Here is a 16703-nt window from a genome sequence, read left to right on the forward strand (position 1 = left end):
CGGCCCCTCGGTGCTCGATTTAAGCGTAAGCTCTGACATCGACATATGCCCAAGCCCTCCCGGCTCGAACATCGTCGGTCACGCCCCCGCGCGGAAGGTGGGCTCAGGACACCGCTTACGCGGTTTTGCCAGTGGCAGACTGAAGAAATCTGTACGGTCCCCGTCAGCGCCCATGCGACAGATCGGGTGATCTCGTTCAAGAAGAGTTCTGTTCCATCGTCACCATGCAGACTGACGATGGAACAGAGGCAGCGGACGCCCGCCAGTTCGGCGCAAGAAGCGATCAAGGGCATCCGGCGCGCGACGCGGCGGCATCGACATGCGTGACGTCATAGGCCCAGACGCGGAACGACTTCAGCACGTGCGGCCCGAAGGAATTGATCAGCGGGACGTCGGCCGCGTCGCGGCCGCGCGCCACCACGATCCGGCCGATGCGCGGTTGGTTGTTGCGCGGGTCAAAGGTCATCCAGCCGCCATCGAGATAGACCTCGATCCAGGCGCTGAAATCCATCGGGTCGACGATGGGCACGCCAATGTCGCCGAGATAGCCGTTCACATAGCGGGCCGGGATGTTCATGCAGCGGCAGAGCGTGACGGCCAGATGGGCATAGTCGCGGCAGACGCCGATGTGCTCGTCATAGGCCTCGGCCGCGCTGCGCGTCGAGCGCGCGTCGAGATAGCCGAAGCGGATATGGCCATGGACGAAGTCGCAGATGGCCTGGACCCGGCCCCATCCGGGCGCGATCTGCCCGAAGCGATCCCAGGCCAACTGGCTCAGCCTGTCGGTCTCGCAGTAGCGGCTGCCGAGGAGATAGACGAGACAGTTGTCGGGCAGCGCCTCCACCGGAACCTCGCCGGCCTGCGGACAGGCGATGTCATGGGCGCCGCTGTCGGCGATGGTGCCGTCGGCCCAGAGCGTCAGGTCTCCCGCCGGGGCGGTGAAGCGCCGGCACAGATTGCCGTAGAGATCGACATAGGTGCGGCTGTCGACCGCCGGCGTCGTCACCAGCTCCTCCACCTTGCGGATGTCCTGCGCCCGGTCGCCATGGGCGGTCAGCAGGCAGACCATCGGTGTCGGTGCGGTGCAGGTGACGGTGATCTCGTAGCCGTAGCGGATCACCATGGTAGCGCCATCCGCAGGGAGCGGGATGGGCCGGCCGCGCTCACGAGGCCGCCGCTTTCGCCGGAGTCTGGGCCGATGGGGTGCGGGTGGCCGTCTTTGCCGCCGGCTTGCGCATCTTCTTGACCGGTGCGGGTGTTTCCAGCGCGATCCGCGCCGCTTCCGCCGCCTCGGCCGCTTCCTTCTCCAGGCGCAGTGCCCGAAGCCTCGCCATATTGGCCATGCGGGCGATGCGCAGCTTCTCTTCAGCCGCGACGGCCTCTCTCCGGCGCCGTTCGGCGCTGTCGATCCCGGCATGGTTTGTGGCGCGCGCGCCTTCGAGGGGCGGTTTGCGATAGGCCATCAAAGCGTACTCCCGTGCAATCTACGGGGCTTTGGACCCCGCGCGTGATCAATGGGCCCACCGCGCCCGCCGGACACCGAAGGGAGCGGCAAAGGCGAATGCGGCGAGCCGGTCAGCGTTGGACGGTCCCGACCCGCGACGACGGCGGCCGGACCGGGTGGCCGTTACTTCTTGCGGCTGGCCGCCGCATCCAGGATCTTCTTCTGCACCGATGCGAAGCTCGTCACGGCGGTGGGGGCCACCTCGGCGACCTTTGGCTTCTTCGGCTTCTTCGCCTCGCGGCTGCCGCGATTGTCGCTTCTGGCCATGGTGGCCTCCCTTTTGAACGTTCAGAATGCTGCTGCGGACAGGTGATAGATGGTCTGCCGGCCGCGGGAATGGGCGAGGCGCGCCGCCGCCTCGATGCGAGGCCGATTGGCATCGAAGACGCGCAGCAGCGAGACCTCGTCGTCGGCGCTTTGGGGGCTCAGTCGTCGGAGCGCGTCGGCATCCACGTCGAAGGTGAACTCGAACTGCGATTCATGACCCCAGAAGCGGATCGTGCACTTGGCGGCGTCGAAACTGCGGGCGGCATTGGGAAAGGCGATGGTCACGCACGACTCCGGTCCAGAAGGGCGATGCGTCCTGGAGGTTGCGCTCCATCGGTGCATCGACACCGAGCCGGCCGGCATGGATGCCGGAAGAGGATGCAGGTCGACGGGTCGATCCGCTTGCGGCCCGGACCACACCTTCATCATGGTTCTGCGCCCCGGCCCGTTCAGGAGCAGGGAGAACCTCGACATAAGATAGTCGTTAAAGTTGAAAACGCGAAGGGGCGCGCTGGCTTTATTTCAAGGGCCCCCCGTGAGAATGAAGAACAGCTGTCGGCGCAGGATTCTCAACGGTCCGGCGATCCGATCGGGCTGCCGGGCTGTATGCGGGAGGGTGCCGGCAACAGCGCCGCCGAAGGAGAAAGCCCATGCTCGCAGGAGCCAAGCGGATGACCGCCACCGTCTGGGCCTATTTCGACGGGACGACGCCGCGCAGCGCCATCGCCGGATCGGTCGCCTTCATCGTCGTCTCCAACCAGCCCTTCTACCCCTTCTATCTCTACCTGCTGCTCGGTGGACGGGCCTGGCCGGCGCTCCTCACCTGGTTCTCTGCCCCGCTCTTCGCCGCTGTTCCGCATGTCGCGCGCAGCAGCGAGGCGCGCGGCGGCGCCTTGCTGGTGACGGCCGGCATGGCCAACACGACCCTGTGCACCCTGGCAATGGGGCCGGCCTCGGGTGTCGAGCTCTTCTACCTGCCCTGCATCGCTCTGGCGCTGCTGCTGTTCACCGATCGCACGCGCAATCTGGCGGTGGCGGCCACCCTCATCGCCATGGTCTGTGCGATGGGCGCCGTCCGCCTCGCAGGCGCCGAAGGGCTCGTGCTGATAACGGCTGATGAACTGACATCTCTGCGCCGCATTAATGCCTTCAGTGTCTGCGGCCTTCTCGCCGTGATGGCCTATCTGTCGCGCCGCCTCTGGTGGCGCGCCGCGTCGGTCACGCCGACGGACGGGCGCTGATGCGGCGGGCCACCGCCACGCCGATGACCGCGCAGGCGGCGGTCAGGACCGTGCCCCACAGCGTGTCGACGACGACGAGGTTCCAGGCCCACAGCCGCATGGTCGCATGGTTGGTCAACTCATAGGTCATGTAGGCGAAGAACCCGAAGGCCCCGCCGTTGATCGCCGCCGTGGCGAGAGAGCCATCCGCAAGAGCCTGCCGGCTGGCGAAGAACACGATGCCTGCCGGGAACAGCAGGTAGAAGAGGATGGCGGGGGCGAGCCGCGGCTCTTGGAGCAGGACATCACCGAGCACGGCCCGGAACATCGGCACGCCCAGCGTCATCAGATAGGGGACGTCGATCAGCACGAAGGCGAGGAAGGTGACGCCGTAGGCGGTGGCGAGGCGGGCGGTCATGAGGCGGGCATCTCCTGATGATGACGGGCTTGAGGGTGGCATCGGCGCGGTCGGCGAGGGAGAGACCGGCAGCTTCGTCCGCCGTCCCCTGGAAGTCGAGGCAGGTTACGAAACGCGCGCCGCGGCGGACCACCAGCGGGAGGCGCGGCGGGCTGGCACGGCTCCTGCCACAAGCGGATGACAGAACTGCCTGGCCTTATCCGGCGTACAGGTCAGGACAGCCAACGAGGCTGCCGCCCGCTGGACGCCGCCCGATGCCCCCCGCCACCGACAAGCCGACCGTTTTTTTCGACGGATCCTGCCCGCTCTGCCGCGCCGAGATCGACCTCTATCGCCGCCAGGACGGCGATGCACGACTCTGCTTCGTGGATGTCTCGGCGACCGACACGGCACCCGCTCCCGACCTGTCGGCGCGCCAGGCGATGGCCCGTTTCCATGTGCGGGAAGCTGATGGGACCCTGCGCTCGGGTGCGGCCGCCTTCGTCGCGCTCTGGGCGGAAATCCCCGGCTGGCGCTGGCTCGCGAGGTTTGCTCGCCTGCCGGGCGTCACGCCGGTCCTGGAAGGCGCCTATCGCCTGTTCCTGCCGGTCCGCCCCTATCTGTCGCGTGCCTACGGCCGCTGGACGTCCCGCCGTTCGCCGCCCGACGTCAGGGCCTGATCCGGCCGGCCACCTGCCAGCCGTCCCCGTCCCCGTCCCTTGTCAGCACGATGCCCTCGCCCGATGCGGGGACAATGCCCGTCAAGGCGGTGATGTTGACCTGGTGGGTGACGACGACCAGGGCCTGCGGCCCGGCCCAGCCGGCGAGGATCGCCCGGGCCGCCGCTGTCTGTGCCGGCCCGGCGGCGCGGTTGCTGAAGAACGAGTTGAAGGCCATCGCGTCCTCGGACCGCCCCGGAAAGGCGAGGGCGGCGGTTTCGCGCGTGCGACACCATTGCGAGGTCAGGACTGCGCCCACGGCGATGCGGCGCATCGCGAAGGCTGCGCCGATCCGTCGCGCCTGATCACGGCCGGCCGCGTCGAGATTGCGCTGGGTCGCGCAATCGCCGATCCGCATGCCCTGGGGATCGCCGCCGCCGGGCGCATTGGCATGCCGGAAGAGGACGACGCCACCGCTGGCAAGCCCCTCCCAGGCCCGGGCCTCGCTCCCCTGTGCGCGGGCGCCGGAGGACAGGGCTGGCAGGACCGCCAGCAGCAGCGCCCAGCAGAGGAAGGTCGATAGAATCCTGCGCCGATATCCGATGGTCATGGGTCACGTTCCGCCGAGTCCGAGCCGATACGTCGGCCATCGGTGCGGGGATCGACCGGACACGCGGAGGTGATGCGGCGTCAGAACCGCTCGGGCCGCACCACCTCGACATCGGTGACCCAGACCAAGAGGCCGTACGAATTGAGCAGCGGCGTCAAGGCTTCGACGAGTTCGCCCGCATGGGCCTCCGTCGTGATGGTGAAGACCAGCGCCTTGGCCGAGGCGCCGGCGATCTGGTCGTCCGACCAGGCATTCAGCCGGCCACCGCCCGCCGCGACCGGCAGGACCGTGTAGCCGGTGACGCCGCAGCGTTTCACCACCTCGACGATCCGCCGCACCAGCGGCTGGTCGGCGAGGATCTCAACCTTCTTGCGTCGGGCCGTGCTGTTCATGACGCCAACCATCGTGCGAAGAGCGACACGGCGGGAATGCCGAGCGCGATGTTGAAGGGAAAGGTCACCGCCAGCGACATGGCCAGCGACAGGCCGGCATCCGCCTGCGGCAGGGCGAGGCGCATGGCCGCGGGGACGGCGATGTAGGAGGCACTGGCGCAGAGGATGCCGAGGGCTGCCGCCGAACCGGTATCGAGACCGATCCCATGCCCGACCAGCGTACCGACCGTGCCGTTGACCACCGGCATGAGCACGCCGAGCCCGGCAAGGCGCAGCGTGAGTGACCGCGTCTCGCGCAGCCGGCGGATGGCGATCAGGCCCATGTCCAGAAGGAAAAGGCAAAGGATGCCGCGGAAACCGGACTCGAAGACGGGCGCGATCGTCGCGAAGCCGTTCTTGCCCACAATCAGTCCGATGACGAAGCTGCCGAGCAGCAGCACGACTGTGCCGTTCAGCAGCGTCTCGCGCAGGAGTTCGCCACGCTCGTGGCTGTCGGAGGCCCCGGTGCCCTTCGCCAGGATCAGGCCGGCGATGATCGCCGGGGTCTCCATCAGGGCGAGCACCGCCACCATGAAACCGGCCGGCGGCATGCCGGCCGCCGAGAGCATCTCGCTGCCGGCCACGAAGGTCACCACGCTCACCGAGCCATAATGGGCGGCGACCGCTGCCGCATCGATCCGCCCGAGCCGCCCGACGCTGCGCAGCAGGCCGAAGGCCGCTACCGGGATAATGCAGCTGAGCAGGAGACCGGCGACGGCGGCCGTGGCCATCAGGGGTGAGAAGCCGCCCTCCGCCACCTGCACGCCACCCTTCAGGCCGATGGCGGCCATTAGGTAAAGCGCCATCCCCTTGGCAATAGGCTCGGGGATGGCGAGATCGGAGCGGGCGGCGGCGGCCAGCGCGCCGAGCACGAAGAAGAGGATGACTGGCGAGAGAAGGACTTCCATCCCCCTGTCTTACATGGCCCGGCCCGCCATGTGACCCGCCTGGCCGCGCGTCTTCCACAGGCTGTAGAGGACGCCGCCGGCGAGCAGCCCGAAAGTGACCGCCAGCGAGAGGGCCGGCGGCACCTTGTCGATGCCCAGGAGGTCGGCCGCGAACACTTTCGAGCCGATGAAGATCAGCACCAGGGCCAGCGCCGTCTTCAGGTAGTGGAAGCGATGGACCATGGCGGCGAGGGCGAAATAGAGGGCGCGCAGGCCGAGAATGGCGAAGATGTTCGACGTGTAGACGATGAACGGGTCGGTGGTTATGGCGAAGATGGCCGGCACCGAATCGACCGCGAAGATAACGTCGGCGATCTCAATCAGCACCAGCGCCATGAACAGCGGCGTCATGAACCAGACCGTCCGGCCACTCGCCGGCGCCCTCGGGTCCGGCAGCTTCACGAAGAACTTCTCGCCGTGATGGCTGTCGGTGACGTTGAACCGCCGCCGCATGAAGGCCAGCACCGGATTGGTCGCGATGTCCGTCTCGCCTTCCTTGAAGACCAGCATCTTCACGCCGGTAGCGATGAGGAACACCGCAAAGACCGAGAGAACCCAGGAAAACTGGCTGACCACGGCGGCGCCGACGCCGATCATGATGGCGCGCAGGACGATGACGCCGATGATCCCCCAGAACAGCACCCGGTGCTGATATTTCCGCGGCACCGCGAAAAACGAGAAGATCATGGCGATGACGAAGACATTGTCCATCGCCAGCGCCTTCTCGACGGCGAAGCCGGTGAGGTAGTTCATGCCGGCTTCCGCGCCGAGCGCCCACCAGACCCAGGCGCCGAAGGCGACGCCGAGCGTGATGTAGAAGGCCGAGAGCAGCAGGCTCTCCTTGGTCTCGATCTCGCGGTGCCCCTTGTGGAGCACACCGAGGTCGAGGACGAGCAGAACGATGACGATGGTGATGAAGGCGAGCCACATCCAGACCGGCTTGGTCAGCCAGACGGACAACAGAAAATCAGAGAGGAGTTCCATGATCGGACCCGTATCTCGAGGTTGCGAGATGATCCGACATCATGGCGTGAGCCATCAGAGGGGCCCGGATCGGGCGGAGAAAAGCCCGCCGATCTTGGCGATAATGCGGCCGATTCAGGCCACATGCGGTGGCTGGCGGCCGATGCGACCAACCGCCTCAGCCTGCTCCCGGTCAGCGGTCGCGATGCTCGAAGCGCTGCCGCAGGGACTCGGAAATGCCGGTGCAGGTCTTCGCCGCCGGCCGGCGGAACGTGCCGGTCGTCGCCTTGGCGGGCCTGAGGGCGGCCAGCGCCTCGGCCTGCTTCACCGCCGCCTGGATGCCGTCGACCAGCGGCACAGGCACCCGCGCGCGTACGGTCTGGGCGAGGCCCGACAGGGGCGCACCGGCGAGGATGACGACATCGGCCATGTGGTCGGTAACGACCCGGTTGGCGAGATCGACGAGGGCGGCTTCCTTCTCCTCCTGCACGTCGGCGAGCGAGGTGAAGGCGCCCTGCAGCGCGAAGATGCCGGCACAGCGGCCGCGCAGCCCGTTCCAGTCGAGGCACTCGTGATACCAGGGCACCAGGCCGCCGGAAAAGGTGACGATGGCGAAGGAGCGCCCCAGCATGCAGGCGGTGAGCATCGCGGCCTCGGCCATGCCGACGACAGGGATGTCGAAGAGTTCGCGCGCTCCGCCGAGGCCGGGATCGCCAAAGGCGGCGACAACCGCGGCATCGACGTCCTGATGGGCTTCCGCCAGCATCTCCAGCGCGACCGCTGCGCCGACCACGGCATCGGCGCGGGTGGCGATATAGGGCACGCCGCGCGGTGCGGTCATGGCGACCAGCGCGGTGTCCGGCGCCTTCACCGCCGCGGCGGCGGTCATCAGGCGATCGGTGACCGCCGCGGTCGTATTGGGATTGGCAATCAGCAGGCGCATGGATAACGGCTCGACGGAGAGAGAGCGGCGCCGGGCATCACCCGCGCGGAAGTCGTAGTCCTAGCCGCTCGTCTCGCCGGGGTCACGCTTCGCGTGGTGCTTGCCGTCGGTGCCGTTGACCCGGCAGGCGACAACGAACGTAATCATGACAGACCGCGCTGACGGCCGGTCGCGACGCAGCAACGGGCAGGCGGATCAGGAGCGATGACGGTGGATGTGAGAGACGACCAGGAAGCGGCCATGCCCCCCATTACCCTCTGGCTGGGTATCGGGGGCCTGGCGCCATTCCTGGTGCTGGCCGTTGCCCTCGCCGCTGGAACATCCCTGCCGCTGATCGGCGGCGATGTGGCGATTCGCGCGGCCCTGATGGCCTATGCCGTCGCCATCCTGTCGTTTCTCGGCGGGGTGCGCTGGGGAATCGCCATGGGCTACAGCGACGACAAGCTGGCGGTGCGGGACTTCATCATCGCCGTCATCCCGGCTGTCGTCGGCTGGGCAGCCACCCTGCTGCCGGCCACCGCGGGCCTGTGGGCGATGACGCTCGCCTTCGTGCTGCTCGGGCTGATGGATTATGGGCTCGCCTGCCGCACGGTGGCGCCGGAATGGTACGGACGCCTGCGCCTGGGCCTGACCGCGGCAGTGGCGGCGGCGCTCGGCGTGGCGGCCATGACCTGACGTCCATGACCTGACGTCGATGACCTGAAGGCCACGACCTGACGGCCTGTCGACCGCCAGGGGCGCAGGGAGCGCCAAGCCTGTTGAAGGCTCAGGCGGCCTTCGGGCGGCGGGCGCGGGTCTTGGGAAGGGCGGCGGCGGCGGCGCGCTCGATCGCGTCCGTCTGCTCCCGTGCCAGCCGCAATTCGCGCAGCTTTTTCATGTTGGCGGTACGGGCCTCGTTCGAATCGGCGATGTCCGAAAAGACGCGGTCACGCGTAATCGACTGCTTCTGCACCTTGAGAAAAGCGGCATTGGCCTTCTGGTGCGACGGGGACAGGTCACTCATGGCAAAGGACTCCGATCGGGTCTTGGCCGCCGTGGCGACCGCAGGAACAAAAAAGGCCAGGCGTGAGCCCGGCCTTTCCTATCAACTCGCCTTGTCGCAGGTCCCAGTACATCCGTGGCAACCGGACTGAAGGCGAAGTGCAATCAAGCAGCCTGAAGCTGTTCGGCCGCCATCTTGCCCGACTTGTTGTCGCGCATGACTTCGTAACCGAGCTTCTGGCCCTCGACGATGTCGCGCATTCCGGCGCGCTCGACGGCAGAGATGTGGACGAAAACGTCGGCGCCGCCGTCATCCGGCTGAATGAAGCCGAAACCCTTGGTGGCGTTGAACCATTTCACTGTGCCGGTGGTCATGAAGAACCCTCCCTTTTGGCAATAGAAGACCTTCGCGCGGCTGCGCGTCGGGGTAGAACGATTTTCGAAAGGGGGAAGTTCGTCAGAAGCGCGCCGAAGCGGCAATAAAACAAAGTTCAGCCGAGCAAACATCGATGCCGTCTTGTAGGACGATTCCGCAGAGACTGCAAGGAAAATCTTCTCGCTGTGTTTTTGTGTCGTTGCAGGGCGATCCGGATACGGGCGAAGACAGACCGCGAGCTTCAGTCGACCAGCAGCTTTTTCCAGCGCCCCCGCCCTCGCTGGGGGAGAACCGGCACCCCCCGCCAGGCTGTGATCAGCCGGCGTCGGGCGGCCCCTGGTCGCCGGCCCCGAGTGACCTCTGCATCAGGACGCAGTCGACCCAGCGGTCGCGCTTCCAGCCGATGGAGGGCAGCACGCCGACCACGGTGAAGCCGCAGGCGCGGTGCAGCGCGATCGAGCCATGGTTGCCGAGATGGCCGATGACCGCGATCATCTGCCGGTAGCCGCGCAGCGTGCATTCCGCGATCAGGCGGGTCAGCAACGCCTTGCCGACGCCGAGCCCCTTCGCGGCCGGCGCCACATAAACGGAATTCTCGCAGGCGAAGCGATAGCCGGGACGGCTGCGATAGGCGCTGGCATAGGCATAGCCGATCACCGTGCCGTCGGTCTCGGCCACGAGATAGGGATAGCCGGCCTCCAGCACAGCCGCCTGGCGCCGCGCCATCTCGGCCGCGTCAGGCACCTCATATTCGAAGGAGGCGATCCCCTCGGCAACATTCGGCCCGTAGATCGCGGTAATGGCGGGGATATCGGCTGCGGTGGCGGGACGGAGGATCGGGCTTGACGCGGGGGACACGATGAACCTGATGGGATGGGCGACCGTTCATTGTCCGCGCCTGCGCCGGCGATGCAAGATCGCGCAGCCGACGCCGGCCATCGAAAACCGCAGGTCCGGAACGTGCCGCCTCAGCTCACGCGCACGAAGCGGCGGATGCGCGAGCGGGGCTTGGCCACGCGGCGGGTGACGGTGACGCCGCGGGTCGAGATCTCGATGCGGCGGTCCTGCGCCGGCACGAAAAACCGGGCGGTCTCGGATGCGCCGTCCACTTTCAGGAAGTCGGCATCGGCAGCACGCATGATCGATTTCACCGAACCGAAGGTCATGCGAAACTCCCCGCCACGAACGGACGACCGACTTGAAGAAAAATGGAGCGGGAGAAGGGATTCGAACCCTCGACCCCAACCTTGGCAAGGTTGTGCTCTACCCCTGAGCTACTCCCGCATCCGGGTACCCGCCAGCGCCTGGGCGCCGGGGGAGGGCGGTTCTATGCCAAAGGACGCGGGCGATTGCAATGGCCAGGTTCGACTTTTTTCAGGGCCCGTGCGCGGCCTTTGGCGCCTCCATGCTTTGACGCACTGCAGGAGGACCGCTATCCCCAAACGGTGCCGCAGGGGCGGCGATGCGGGAGTGGCCAATGGGTTCGGGATTTCTCGCTCTGCCGGCGGCGGCGCAGTTCCGGCTGATGGACGCCACAGTGCCGGCAGCGCTGGTGGATCGCCGGGCGGATGGGCTCTTGCGGGACGATTGCCTCCGCGCCGACATCCTGGTGGTGGACGGCCTCGTCGCCGCCGTCGATCCGGCGGGCACGGTGCCGACCGCGCCGGGCGTGGCGCCGGTCCTGCTCGACGGGTCCATGGTCTTTCCCTGCTTCGTCGATGCCCACACCCATCTCGACAAGGGGCATATCTGGCCGCGCACGCCCAATCCCGATGGCACCTTTCCGGGCGCGCTCGCGGCCGTCGGCGAGGACCGCGCCCGCTACTGGTCGGCAACCGATGTCGAGGCGCGCATGACCTTCGCGCTGCAGGCCGCCTTCGCCCACGGCACCGCCGCCATCCGCACCCATATCGATTCCCTGCCCGCCCAGATGGACATCTCCTGGCCGGTCCTCGCGGCGCTGCGCGAGACCTGGCGCGGCCGCATCGACCTGCAGGCCTCCTCGCTGTGCGGCATCGACGTGGCGGTCGAGGACGGCTACCTGCCGCGCGCCGCGGCGACGGTCGCCCGGTTCGGCGGCGGCCTCGGCTGCGTCACCTACATGTCGCCCAACCTGCCGGCCGGGCTGGAGGCGATCTTCGCGGTGGCCCGCGATGCGGGGTTGCCGCTCGATTTCCACGTCGACGAGACCATGGACCCCGGCGCCCATTCCCTGCGCCTCATCGCCGAGGCGGCGATCCGCCACCGCTGGAGCGAGGCGGGCCTCGGCCGCATCGTGGTCGGCCATTGCTGCTCGCTGTCGGTTCAGCCGGAGGACGAGGTCGCACGGACGCTCGATCGCGTCGCCGCGGCCGGCATCGCCGTGGTGTCGCTGCCCATGTGCAACATGTACCTGCAGGATCGCCATCCCGGCCGCACGCCGCGCCGCCGCGGCGTCACCCTGTTGCACGAGATGAAGGCGCGCGGCATTCCGGTCATGGTGGCGAGCGACAACACCCGCGATCCCTTCTATGCCTATGGCGACCTCGACATGCTGGAGACCTATCGCGAGGCCACCCGCATCCTGCATTTCGACCATCCCGTCGGCGACTGGCCGCGCGCCGCCACCGCGACTCCCGCCGAAGCCTGCGGCTTCGCCGGCCGCGGCCGGATCGCCCCCGGCACGGCGGCCGACCTCATCGTCTTCCGCGGCCGGTCCTGGACCGAGCTTCTCAGCCGGCCCCAGTCCGACCGCACCGTTATCCGCGCCGGACGCGCCATCGACACGACCCTGCCCGACTATCGCGACCTCGACAGGCTTTGGAGCTGACCCCATGACGACAGGCGAGACGCCATCCGGTGCTGCCGCGGGCGAGGCCCGTGCGCGCTACGATATCGACGGGCTGAAGGCCAGGCTCGCCGGCATCAAGACCGAGGACAATGCCAATCTGGTCCGCCAGAAGAGCCGCGACTTCTACTGGTACTCGCCGACCCTGAAACGCCAGCTTGACCACGTGGTCGGCGACATCATCGTGGCGCCGACGAGCGAGCAGGAGGTGGTGCGCGTGCTCGCCGCCGCCCATGAACTCGGCATTCCCGTGACGCCGCGCGGCACCGGCACCGGCAATTACGGTCAGGCCATGCCGCTGGCCGGCGGCATCGTCCTCGACCTCTCCGGCCTCAACAAGGTGCTCACCGTCCAGCCCGGGCGCTTCGTCGCCGAGGCGGGCGCCATCATCGCCGATATCGACAAGGTGGCTCGTCCGCAGGCCCAGGAAATCCGCATGCACCCCTCGACCTATGCCACGGCCTCCGTCGGCGGCTTCATCGCCGGCGGGTCGGGCGGCGTCGGTTCGATCACCTGGGGGGGACTGCGCGACGCCGGCAACGTGATCCGGCTCAAGGTCGTCACCATGGAGGCGAAGCCCCGTGTCCTCGATCTCACCGGCGACGATCTGGCCAAGGTCGCCCATGCCTACGGCACCAACGGCATCATCACCGAGGTGGAGATGCCGCTTGGGCCGGCCTATCCCTGGACAGACCTCTTCTTCGGCTTCGACACGTTCGAGCGTGCCAGTGCCTTCGCCAATCTGCTGGGTGAGGCCGACGGCATCGCCAAGAAGAACATCGCGGTCATCGCCGCGCCGGCGCCGCAGACCTATTTTTTGCGCCACCAGGACTACATGCGCCCCGGCCAGCACGTGGTCATCGCCGTCATTGCCGATTTCGCGGTGGATGCGGCGCTCAACTTGGCGACCAAGGCGGGAGCCGAAATGCTGCTGCGTTCCGACAAGCTGAGCGACGACGAGCGCCGCAAGCTGCCGCCCGGCTTCGAACTGACCTGGAACCACACGACCCTCCGGGCCCTGCGTGTCGATCCCGCCATCACCTATCTGCAGGTGCTCTATCCCTTCCCCGACCAGGTGAAACTTGCCGCCGCGCTGGAGGAACGCTTCGGCGACGAACTGATCAGCCATCTGGAATATGTCCGCTTCGACGGCAAGGTGACCTGTTTCGGCCTGCCCATGGTGCGCTTCACCACGGAGGAGCGGCTCGAGGAGATCATGAAGATCCACGAGGACATGGGCGCGCCGATCTTCAATCCGCACCGCTACACGCTGGAGGAGGGCGGCATGAAGCAGACCGACGCGGTGCAACTCGCCTTCAAGAAGGAGGCCGATCCGCAGGGGCTGCTCAATCCGGGAAAGATGATCGCCTGGGAGGATCCTGCCTACGACTATGCCGCAGGGGGCACCTTCCTGTTCAAGGGACTGGCAGCCGATGGGGGCAAGGCGTGATGGTGCGGCGAAGGAGCGGGGCCTCTCCCGCCACGCGCCGGTCCTGATGCGTATCCTCGTCCTCTACTGCCACCCGAACCCGGAGAGCTACGGGGCGGCCCTGCATCTGGCCGTGATCAAAAGCCTGACCGCTGCCGGTCATGTCGTCGACGATTGCGACCTCTATGGCGAGGGCTTCGACCCCGTACTCTCCCGCGCCGACCGGCTAGGCTATCACGACCTCGCCGCGAACACCCGTCCCGTCCAGGCCCATGTCGACCGCCTGAAGGCGGCCGAGGCGATCGTCCTTGTCTTTCCCGTCTGGAATTTCGGCTTTCCGGCCATGCTCAAGGGCTATTTCGACCGGGTCTTCCTGCCGGGAATCTCCTTCGGTCTGGTCGACGGACGGACCCAGGGCATGCTCTCCAACATCCGCCGGATCGGCGTCGTGACCACCTATGGCGCCAGCTGGACCAAGGCGACGCTGCTGGGCAATCCGCCGCGCAAGTTCTGCACCCGGTCGCTCAGGGCCGTCACCGCCTTCAAGGCCTCCGTCACGTATCTGGCTCACTACGACATGAACCGCTCGACGCCGGCGACGCGGCAGGCCTTCCTGAAACGGGTTCAGATTGTCTTTTCCCGTTGGTGAGCCGGCTCGCGTGTGTCACGCTCTCGTCACCATTGAGCGCGAAACATGCGCCGGCTGCACATGCGCGGTCGCCGGGGCGCCCGCGTCCCGCTGAGGGGGGAATGGCATGACCAGGCTGAAGGACTCCGACAAGGGTTCGCGCGAGCCCTACCGCAAGACGATCGGCGCCCATATCCAGCACGCCGCGCGGCTCCACCGTACCCTGGTGGCGCGCAAGCTGACGATCCTCGGCCTCTATCCGGGCCAGGAGCAGGTGCTCAAGATCCTCGCCGATGGTGGCGACATGACCATGGGCGAACTCGCGGCCGCCCTGCGGGTCCGCCCTCCCACGGCGTCGAAGACGGTCGGGCGTCTGGCTGCCCAGGGACTGGTCGAGCGTCGCAACGGCGGGTCGGCGGATGGCCGTCTGGTCCAGGTCGGCCTGACCGCCGCGGGGGTGGAGAAATCCGCCGCCATCGACGACCTCTGGTTCGCTGCCGAGGACGAGATGCTCGCCGACATGGACGGCAAGGACGTCAAGCGCCTGCGCAAGCTGCTGCGCCGCATGGAAAAGACCCTGCGTCCCCATGCCGAGGAGCAGCCGGACGACGATGACGACGGCGAGGACTCCTGACCTGCGTCAGGCCTTGGGGCCCAGGGCGCGATAGGCCTCGATGACCAGCGCGTCATCGGCCTTGCCGAGCCCCATGCCGGAGGCGGCGAGGAAGAGTTGATGCGCGGCGGCGGCGAGGAAGAGCGGCGCCTTCGTCTGGTGGCCCGCATCCAGCACGATGCCGAGATCCTTGACGAAGATGTCGACGGCCGAGGTTACCGGCGGGTCGTCCATCAGCATGCGCGGGCCGCGGTTGTTGAGCATCCAGCTTCCCGCGGCGCTGGAGCCATAGATCTCGAGAAGCACCTTCGTGTCGAGCCCGGCGCGCTCGCCGAGGGCGAGCGCCTCCGCCGCGGCGGCGATATGCACGCCGCACAGCAACTGGTTGATGGTCTTCACCATGGCGCCGTCGCCAGCCTTCTCGCCGACACGGAACAGGCGCGAGCCCATCACCTTGAGGACCGGCTCGGCGGCATCCAGCACAGCGGCCGGACCCGAAGCCATGATGGTCAATGCGCCGGCTTCCGCACCCACCACACCGCCGGAGACCGGGGCATCGACGAAGCGGCGCTGGCTCGCCGCGACCTTGTCGCCGATGGCGGCGGCGCGCGCGGGCGCGCAGGTGGCGCAGAGCACCACGATGGCATTGGGCGCCAGCGCCTCGAGGGCGCCGGCCTCGAACAACACGGCCTCGGCCTGGTCGGCGTTCACCACCATCAGCACCAGCATCTCGGCGCCGGTGGCTGCTTCCCTCGCCGAGGGGAAGGGCGTGCCGCCATTCTCCTTCAGCCACACCAGTGCCGCGGGGTTCACGTCGGTCCCGTGGACGGCGTGGCCGGCCTTGACGAGATTGGCCGCCATGGGGCGGCCCATGGCTCCGAGGCCGGCAAAGCAGATGGTGGTCATGGGCAAGGTTCCAGGATGCACGGTGGTTGGGTTCGCCCTTATCCTCATGCCCGGTCGCGCGCCGGGCATCCACGTTTTTCTCGCCTGCGGAGCCTATTCCTTCACCGCGCCGGTCATGGCCGAGACGTAATGCTCGACGAAGAAGGCGTAGAGGATGACCAGCGGCAGCGAGCCGACCAGCGCGCCGGCCATCAGCGAGCCCCAGCGGAACACGTCGCCGTCGACGAATTCCGAGACGATGGCGGTCGGCACCGTCTTGTTGGGGTTCGAGGAGATGAAGGTCAGCGCATAGATGAACTCGTTCCAGCACAGGGTGAAAGCGAAGATGAAGGCCGAGATCAGGCCTGGAACCGCCAGGGGGATGATGATCTTGACCAGAATCTGCCAGCGACTGGCGCCGTCGATCAGGGCGCATTCCTCCAACTCGTAGGGAATGGTCTTGAAATAGCCCATCAGCAGCCAGGTGCAGAATGGAATGAGGATGGTCGGATAGGTCAGGATCAGCGCGAAGGGCGTGTCGAACAGGCCGTAGACATGGATGATGGTCGACAGCGGGATGAACAGGATCGACGGCGGCACCAGATAGGCGAGGAAGATCAGGCCGCCGACCGTCTGCGCGCCCTTGTAGCGGATCCGGGTGATCGCATAGGCGGCGAGTACCGAAGCGACAATGGACAGGAACGTGGCGCAGACGGCCACGAACATCGTGTTCCAGAGCCAGGTCGGATAGTTCGATTCGAACAGCAGCTTGTAGAAGTGGCGGAAGGTCGGCTCGCTCACCCAGAGCGGGTTGCCGCCATGGAGGTCGAGCAGGTCCTGGTCCGGTTTGATGGAGGTGATGAACATCCAATAGAACGGGAACAACAGTACGACCACGATGATGAACAGCGGGATATAGACCGTCACCGTCTTGCGCGGCAGGCTTTCCAGATAGCTCATGCCCTCGGAATGGTCGTCCTTGGCGGCCGAGCGGCTGAAGGCGCCACTGGCCGCCGGGTTCTT

At 67.3% G+C, this 16703-nt stretch carries 23 protein-coding genes and 1 tRNA gene; 7 read left to right on the forward strand and 17 right to left on the reverse strand.

The window, feature by feature from the left end; all coding sequences use genetic code 11:
- Nucleotides 1–283: 283 nt before the first annotated feature.
- The 4 genes from Q0C57_RS08695 to Q0C57_RS08710 all read right to left on the reverse strand — a co-directional run bounded on the left by Q0C57_RS08695 (nucleotide 284) and on the right by Q0C57_RS08710 (nucleotide 2056).
- Nucleotides 284–1123: a transglutaminase family protein gene (locus tag Q0C57_RS08695; RefSeq protein WP_296575025.1), complete on the reverse strand. Its 840-nt coding sequence runs from the start codon at nucleotides 1121–1123 to the stop codon at nucleotides 284–286.
- Between the two features lie 40 nt (nucleotides 1124–1163).
- Nucleotides 1164–1463: a transcriptional regulator gene (locus tag Q0C57_RS08700; RefSeq protein ID WP_296575028.1), complete on the reverse strand. Its 300-nt coding sequence runs from the start codon at nucleotides 1461–1463 to the stop codon at nucleotides 1164–1166.
- A 164-nt stretch (nucleotides 1464–1627) separates the two neighbouring features.
- Nucleotides 1628–1771 (reverse strand): hypothetical protein, encoded by a 144-nt coding sequence (locus Q0C57_RS08705; RefSeq protein WP_296575031.1) that lies wholly within the window; start codon nucleotides 1769–1771, stop codon nucleotides 1628–1630.
- A 21-nt stretch (nucleotides 1772–1792) separates the two neighbouring features.
- Complete coding sequence (locus Q0C57_RS08710; RefSeq protein WP_296575033.1) at nucleotides 1793–2056, reverse strand: DUF1488 family protein; 264 nt, start codon at nucleotides 2054–2056, stop codon at nucleotides 1793–1795.
- 365 nt (nucleotides 2057–2421) lie between these two features.
- Here Q0C57_RS08710 and Q0C57_RS08715 point away from each other — a divergent pair, with 365 nt between their 5' ends.
- Complete coding sequence (locus tag Q0C57_RS08715; RefSeq protein WP_296575036.1) at nucleotides 2422–3012, forward strand: hypothetical protein; 591 nt, start codon at nucleotides 2422–2424, stop codon at nucleotides 3010–3012.
- Here the strand turns inward: Q0C57_RS08715 and Q0C57_RS08720 are convergent.
- The gene (locus Q0C57_RS08720; protein ID WP_296575039.1) at nucleotides 2990–3409 is read right to left on the reverse strand and encodes a DUF2177 family protein; all 420 of its coding nucleotides are present in this window, start codon (nucleotides 3407–3409) and stop codon (nucleotides 2990–2992) included. The genes Q0C57_RS08715 and Q0C57_RS08720 overlap by 23 nt on opposite strands.
- A gap of 254 nt (nucleotides 3410–3663) precedes the next feature.
- Here Q0C57_RS08720 and Q0C57_RS08725 point away from each other — a divergent pair, with 254 nt between their 5' ends.
- Entirely contained in the window at nucleotides 3664–4068 is a 405-nt protein-coding gene (locus Q0C57_RS08725) for a thiol-disulfide oxidoreductase DCC family protein (protein ID WP_296575041.1), read from the forward strand.
- On the opposite strand, the gene Q0C57_RS08730 is transcribed toward Q0C57_RS08725, so the two are convergent.
- The 5 genes from Q0C57_RS08730 to Q0C57_RS08750 form a co-directional block, all read right to left on the reverse strand.
- Entirely contained in the window at nucleotides 4058–4657 is a 600-nt protein-coding gene (locus Q0C57_RS08730; protein WP_296575044.1) for a histidine phosphatase family protein, read from the reverse strand. The genes Q0C57_RS08725 and Q0C57_RS08730 overlap by 11 nt on opposite strands.
- 80 nt (nucleotides 4658–4737) lie before the next feature.
- A complete protein-coding gene (locus Q0C57_RS08735; RefSeq protein WP_296575046.1) occupies nucleotides 4738–5049 on the reverse strand; it encodes a hypothetical protein in 312 nt (103 codons plus the stop codon).
- The gene (locus Q0C57_RS08740) at nucleotides 5046–5996 is read right to left on the reverse strand and encodes a sodium-dependent bicarbonate transport family permease (protein WP_296575049.1); all 951 of its coding nucleotides are present in this window, start codon (nucleotides 5994–5996) and stop codon (nucleotides 5046–5048) included. Before Q0C57_RS08740 ends, Q0C57_RS08735 begins: the two co-directional genes overlap by 4 nt.
- A gap of 9 nt (nucleotides 5997–6005) precedes the next feature.
- Nucleotides 6006–7019, reverse strand: coding sequence for a TerC family protein (locus Q0C57_RS08745; protein ID WP_296575050.1), 1014 nt, complete (start codon nucleotides 7017–7019; stop codon nucleotides 6006–6008).
- A 172-nt stretch (nucleotides 7020–7191) separates the two neighbouring features.
- Nucleotides 7192–7941: an aspartate/glutamate racemase family protein gene (locus Q0C57_RS08750; protein ID WP_296575053.1), complete on the reverse strand. Its 750-nt coding sequence runs from the start codon at nucleotides 7939–7941 to the stop codon at nucleotides 7192–7194.
- 240 nt (nucleotides 7942–8181) lie between these two features.
- Between Q0C57_RS08750 and Q0C57_RS08755 the strand changes: the two genes are divergently transcribed.
- Nucleotides 8182–8616, forward strand: coding sequence for a DUF3429 domain-containing protein (locus Q0C57_RS08755; RefSeq protein WP_296575056.1), 435 nt, complete (start codon nucleotides 8182–8184; stop codon nucleotides 8614–8616).
- Between the two features lie 91 nt (nucleotides 8617–8707).
- On the opposite strand, the gene Q0C57_RS08760 is transcribed toward Q0C57_RS08755, so the two are convergent.
- From Q0C57_RS08760 to Q0C57_RS08780, 5 genes are all read right to left on the reverse strand, one after another.
- Entirely contained in the window at nucleotides 8708–8944 is a 237-nt protein-coding gene (locus Q0C57_RS08760; RefSeq protein WP_296575059.1) for a hypothetical protein, read from the reverse strand.
- Nucleotides 8945–9087: 143 nt separating this feature from the next.
- Nucleotides 9088–9297, reverse strand: a complete 210-nt coding sequence (locus Q0C57_RS08765) for a cold-shock protein (protein ID WP_296575429.1) — start codon at nucleotides 9295–9297, stop codon at nucleotides 9088–9090.
- A 316-nt stretch (nucleotides 9298–9613) separates the two neighbouring features.
- Entirely contained in the window at nucleotides 9614–10156 is a 543-nt protein-coding gene (locus tag Q0C57_RS08770) for a GNAT family N-acetyltransferase (protein ID WP_296575062.1), read from the reverse strand.
- Between the two features lie 110 nt (nucleotides 10157–10266).
- On the reverse strand, nucleotides 10267–10464 hold the full coding sequence (locus tag Q0C57_RS08775) for a hypothetical protein (protein WP_296575065.1): 198 nt from the start codon (nucleotides 10462–10464) through the stop codon (nucleotides 10267–10269).
- 43 nt (nucleotides 10465–10507) lie between these two features.
- A tRNA-Gly gene (locus Q0C57_RS08780) sits at nucleotides 10508–10582 on the reverse strand.
- Nucleotides 10583–10775: 193 nt separating this feature from the next.
- Here Q0C57_RS08780 and Q0C57_RS08785 point away from each other — a divergent pair.
- The 4 genes from Q0C57_RS08785 (at nucleotide 10776) to Q0C57_RS08800 (ending at nucleotide 14816) form a co-directional block, all read left to right on the forward strand.
- The gene (locus Q0C57_RS08785) at nucleotides 10776–12107 is read left to right on the forward strand and encodes a cytosine deaminase (protein ID WP_296575068.1); all 1332 of its coding nucleotides are present in this window, start codon (nucleotides 10776–10778) and stop codon (nucleotides 12105–12107) included.
- 4 nt (nucleotides 12108–12111) lie between these two features.
- Nucleotides 12112–13575: an FAD-binding oxidoreductase gene (locus Q0C57_RS08790; protein WP_296575071.1), complete on the forward strand. Its 1464-nt coding sequence runs from the start codon at nucleotides 12112–12114 to the stop codon at nucleotides 13573–13575.
- A 46-nt stretch (nucleotides 13576–13621) separates the two neighbouring features.
- Nucleotides 13622–14203 (forward strand): NAD(P)H-dependent oxidoreductase, encoded by a 582-nt coding sequence (locus Q0C57_RS08795; RefSeq protein WP_296575074.1) that lies wholly within the window; start codon nucleotides 13622–13624, stop codon nucleotides 14201–14203.
- Between the two features lie 106 nt (nucleotides 14204–14309).
- The gene (locus tag Q0C57_RS08800; protein ID WP_296575077.1) at nucleotides 14310–14816 is read left to right on the forward strand and encodes a MarR family winged helix-turn-helix transcriptional regulator; all 507 of its coding nucleotides are present in this window, start codon (nucleotides 14310–14312) and stop codon (nucleotides 14814–14816) included.
- Between the two features lie 6 nt (nucleotides 14817–14822).
- On the opposite strand, the gene Q0C57_RS08805 is transcribed toward Q0C57_RS08800, so the two are convergent.
- Nucleotides 14823–15701, reverse strand: coding sequence for an NAD(P)-dependent oxidoreductase (locus tag Q0C57_RS08805; protein WP_296575080.1), 879 nt, complete (start codon nucleotides 15699–15701; stop codon nucleotides 14823–14825).
- A gap of 93 nt (nucleotides 15702–15794) precedes the next feature.
- Nucleotides 15795–16640 (reverse strand): carbohydrate ABC transporter permease, encoded by an 846-nt coding sequence (locus Q0C57_RS08810; protein WP_296575433.1) that lies wholly within the window; start codon nucleotides 16638–16640, stop codon nucleotides 15795–15797.
- Nucleotides 16641–16703: the final 63 nt, after the last annotated feature.

The organism is Phreatobacter sp. (genome assembly GCF_022843985.1).
Classification (GTDB): Bacteria; Pseudomonadota; Alphaproteobacteria; order Rhizobiales; family Phreatobacteraceae; genus Phreatobacter.

Excerpts from the sequence above, each read along its gene's own strand:
- Q0C57_RS08695 (WP_296575025.1), bottom strand. The coding sequence starts at position 1,123 with ATGGTGATCCGCTACGGCTACGAGATCACCGTCACCTGCACCGCACCG.
- Q0C57_RS08700 (WP_296575028.1), bottom strand. The coding sequence starts at position 1,463 with ATGGCCTATCGCAAACCGCCCCTCGAAGGCGCGCGCGCCACAAACCAT.
- Q0C57_RS08705 (WP_296575031.1), bottom strand. The coding sequence starts at position 1,771 with ATGGCCAGAAGCGACAATCGCGGCAGCCGCGAGGCGAAGAAGCCGAAG.
- Q0C57_RS08715 (WP_296575036.1), top strand. The coding sequence starts at position 2,422 with ATGCTCGCAGGAGCCAAGCGGATGACCGCCACCGTCTGGGCCTATTTC.
- Q0C57_RS08720 (WP_296575039.1), bottom strand. The coding sequence starts at position 3,409 with ATGACCGCCCGCCTCGCCACCGCCTACGGCGTCACCTTCCTCGCCTTC.
- Q0C57_RS08725 (WP_296575041.1), top strand. The coding sequence starts at position 3,664 with ATGCCCCCCGCCACCGACAAGCCGACCGTTTTTTTCGACGGATCCTGC.
- Q0C57_RS08730 (WP_296575044.1), bottom strand. The coding sequence starts at position 4,657 with ATGACCATCGGATATCGGCGCAGGATTCTATCGACCTTCCTCTGCTGG.
- Q0C57_RS08735 (WP_296575046.1), bottom strand. The coding sequence starts at position 5,049 with ATGAACAGCACGGCCCGACGCAAGAAGGTTGAGATCCTCGCCGACCAG.
- Q0C57_RS08740 (WP_296575049.1), bottom strand. The coding sequence starts at position 5,996 with ATGGAAGTCCTTCTCTCGCCAGTCATCCTCTTCTTCGTGCTCGGCGCG.
- Q0C57_RS08745 (WP_296575050.1), bottom strand. The coding sequence starts at position 7,019 with ATGGAACTCCTCTCTGATTTTCTGTTGTCCGTCTGGCTGACCAAGCCG.
- Q0C57_RS08750 (WP_296575053.1), bottom strand. The coding sequence starts at position 7,941 with ATGCGCCTGCTGATTGCCAATCCCAATACGACCGCGGCGGTCACCGAT.
- Q0C57_RS08755 (WP_296575056.1), top strand. The coding sequence starts at position 8,182 with ATGCCCCCCATTACCCTCTGGCTGGGTATCGGGGGCCTGGCGCCATTC.
- Q0C57_RS08760 (WP_296575059.1), bottom strand. The coding sequence starts at position 8,944 with ATGAGTGACCTGTCCCCGTCGCACCAGAAGGCCAATGCCGCTTTTCTC.
- Q0C57_RS08765 (WP_296575429.1), bottom strand. The coding sequence starts at position 9,297 with ATGACCACCGGCACAGTGAAATGGTTCAACGCCACCAAGGGTTTCGGC.
- Q0C57_RS08775 (WP_296575065.1), bottom strand. The coding sequence starts at position 10,464 with ATGACCTTCGGTTCGGTGAAATCGATCATGCGTGCTGCCGATGCCGAC.
- Q0C57_RS08785 (WP_296575068.1), top strand. The coding sequence starts at position 10,776 with ATGGGTTCGGGATTTCTCGCTCTGCCGGCGGCGGCGCAGTTCCGGCTG.
- Q0C57_RS08790 (WP_296575071.1), top strand. The coding sequence starts at position 12,112 with ATGACGACAGGCGAGACGCCATCCGGTGCTGCCGCGGGCGAGGCCCGT.
- Q0C57_RS08795 (WP_296575074.1), top strand. The coding sequence starts at position 13,622 with ATGCGTATCCTCGTCCTCTACTGCCACCCGAACCCGGAGAGCTACGGG.
- Q0C57_RS08800 (WP_296575077.1), top strand. The coding sequence starts at position 14,310 with ATGACCAGGCTGAAGGACTCCGACAAGGGTTCGCGCGAGCCCTACCGC.
- Q0C57_RS08805 (WP_296575080.1), bottom strand. The coding sequence starts at position 15,701 with ATGACCACCATCTGCTTTGCCGGCCTCGGAGCCATGGGCCGCCCCATG.
- Q0C57_RS08810 (WP_296575433.1), bottom strand. The coding sequence starts at position 16,640 with ATGAGCTATCTGGAAAGCCTGCCGCGCAAGACGGTGACGGTCTATATC.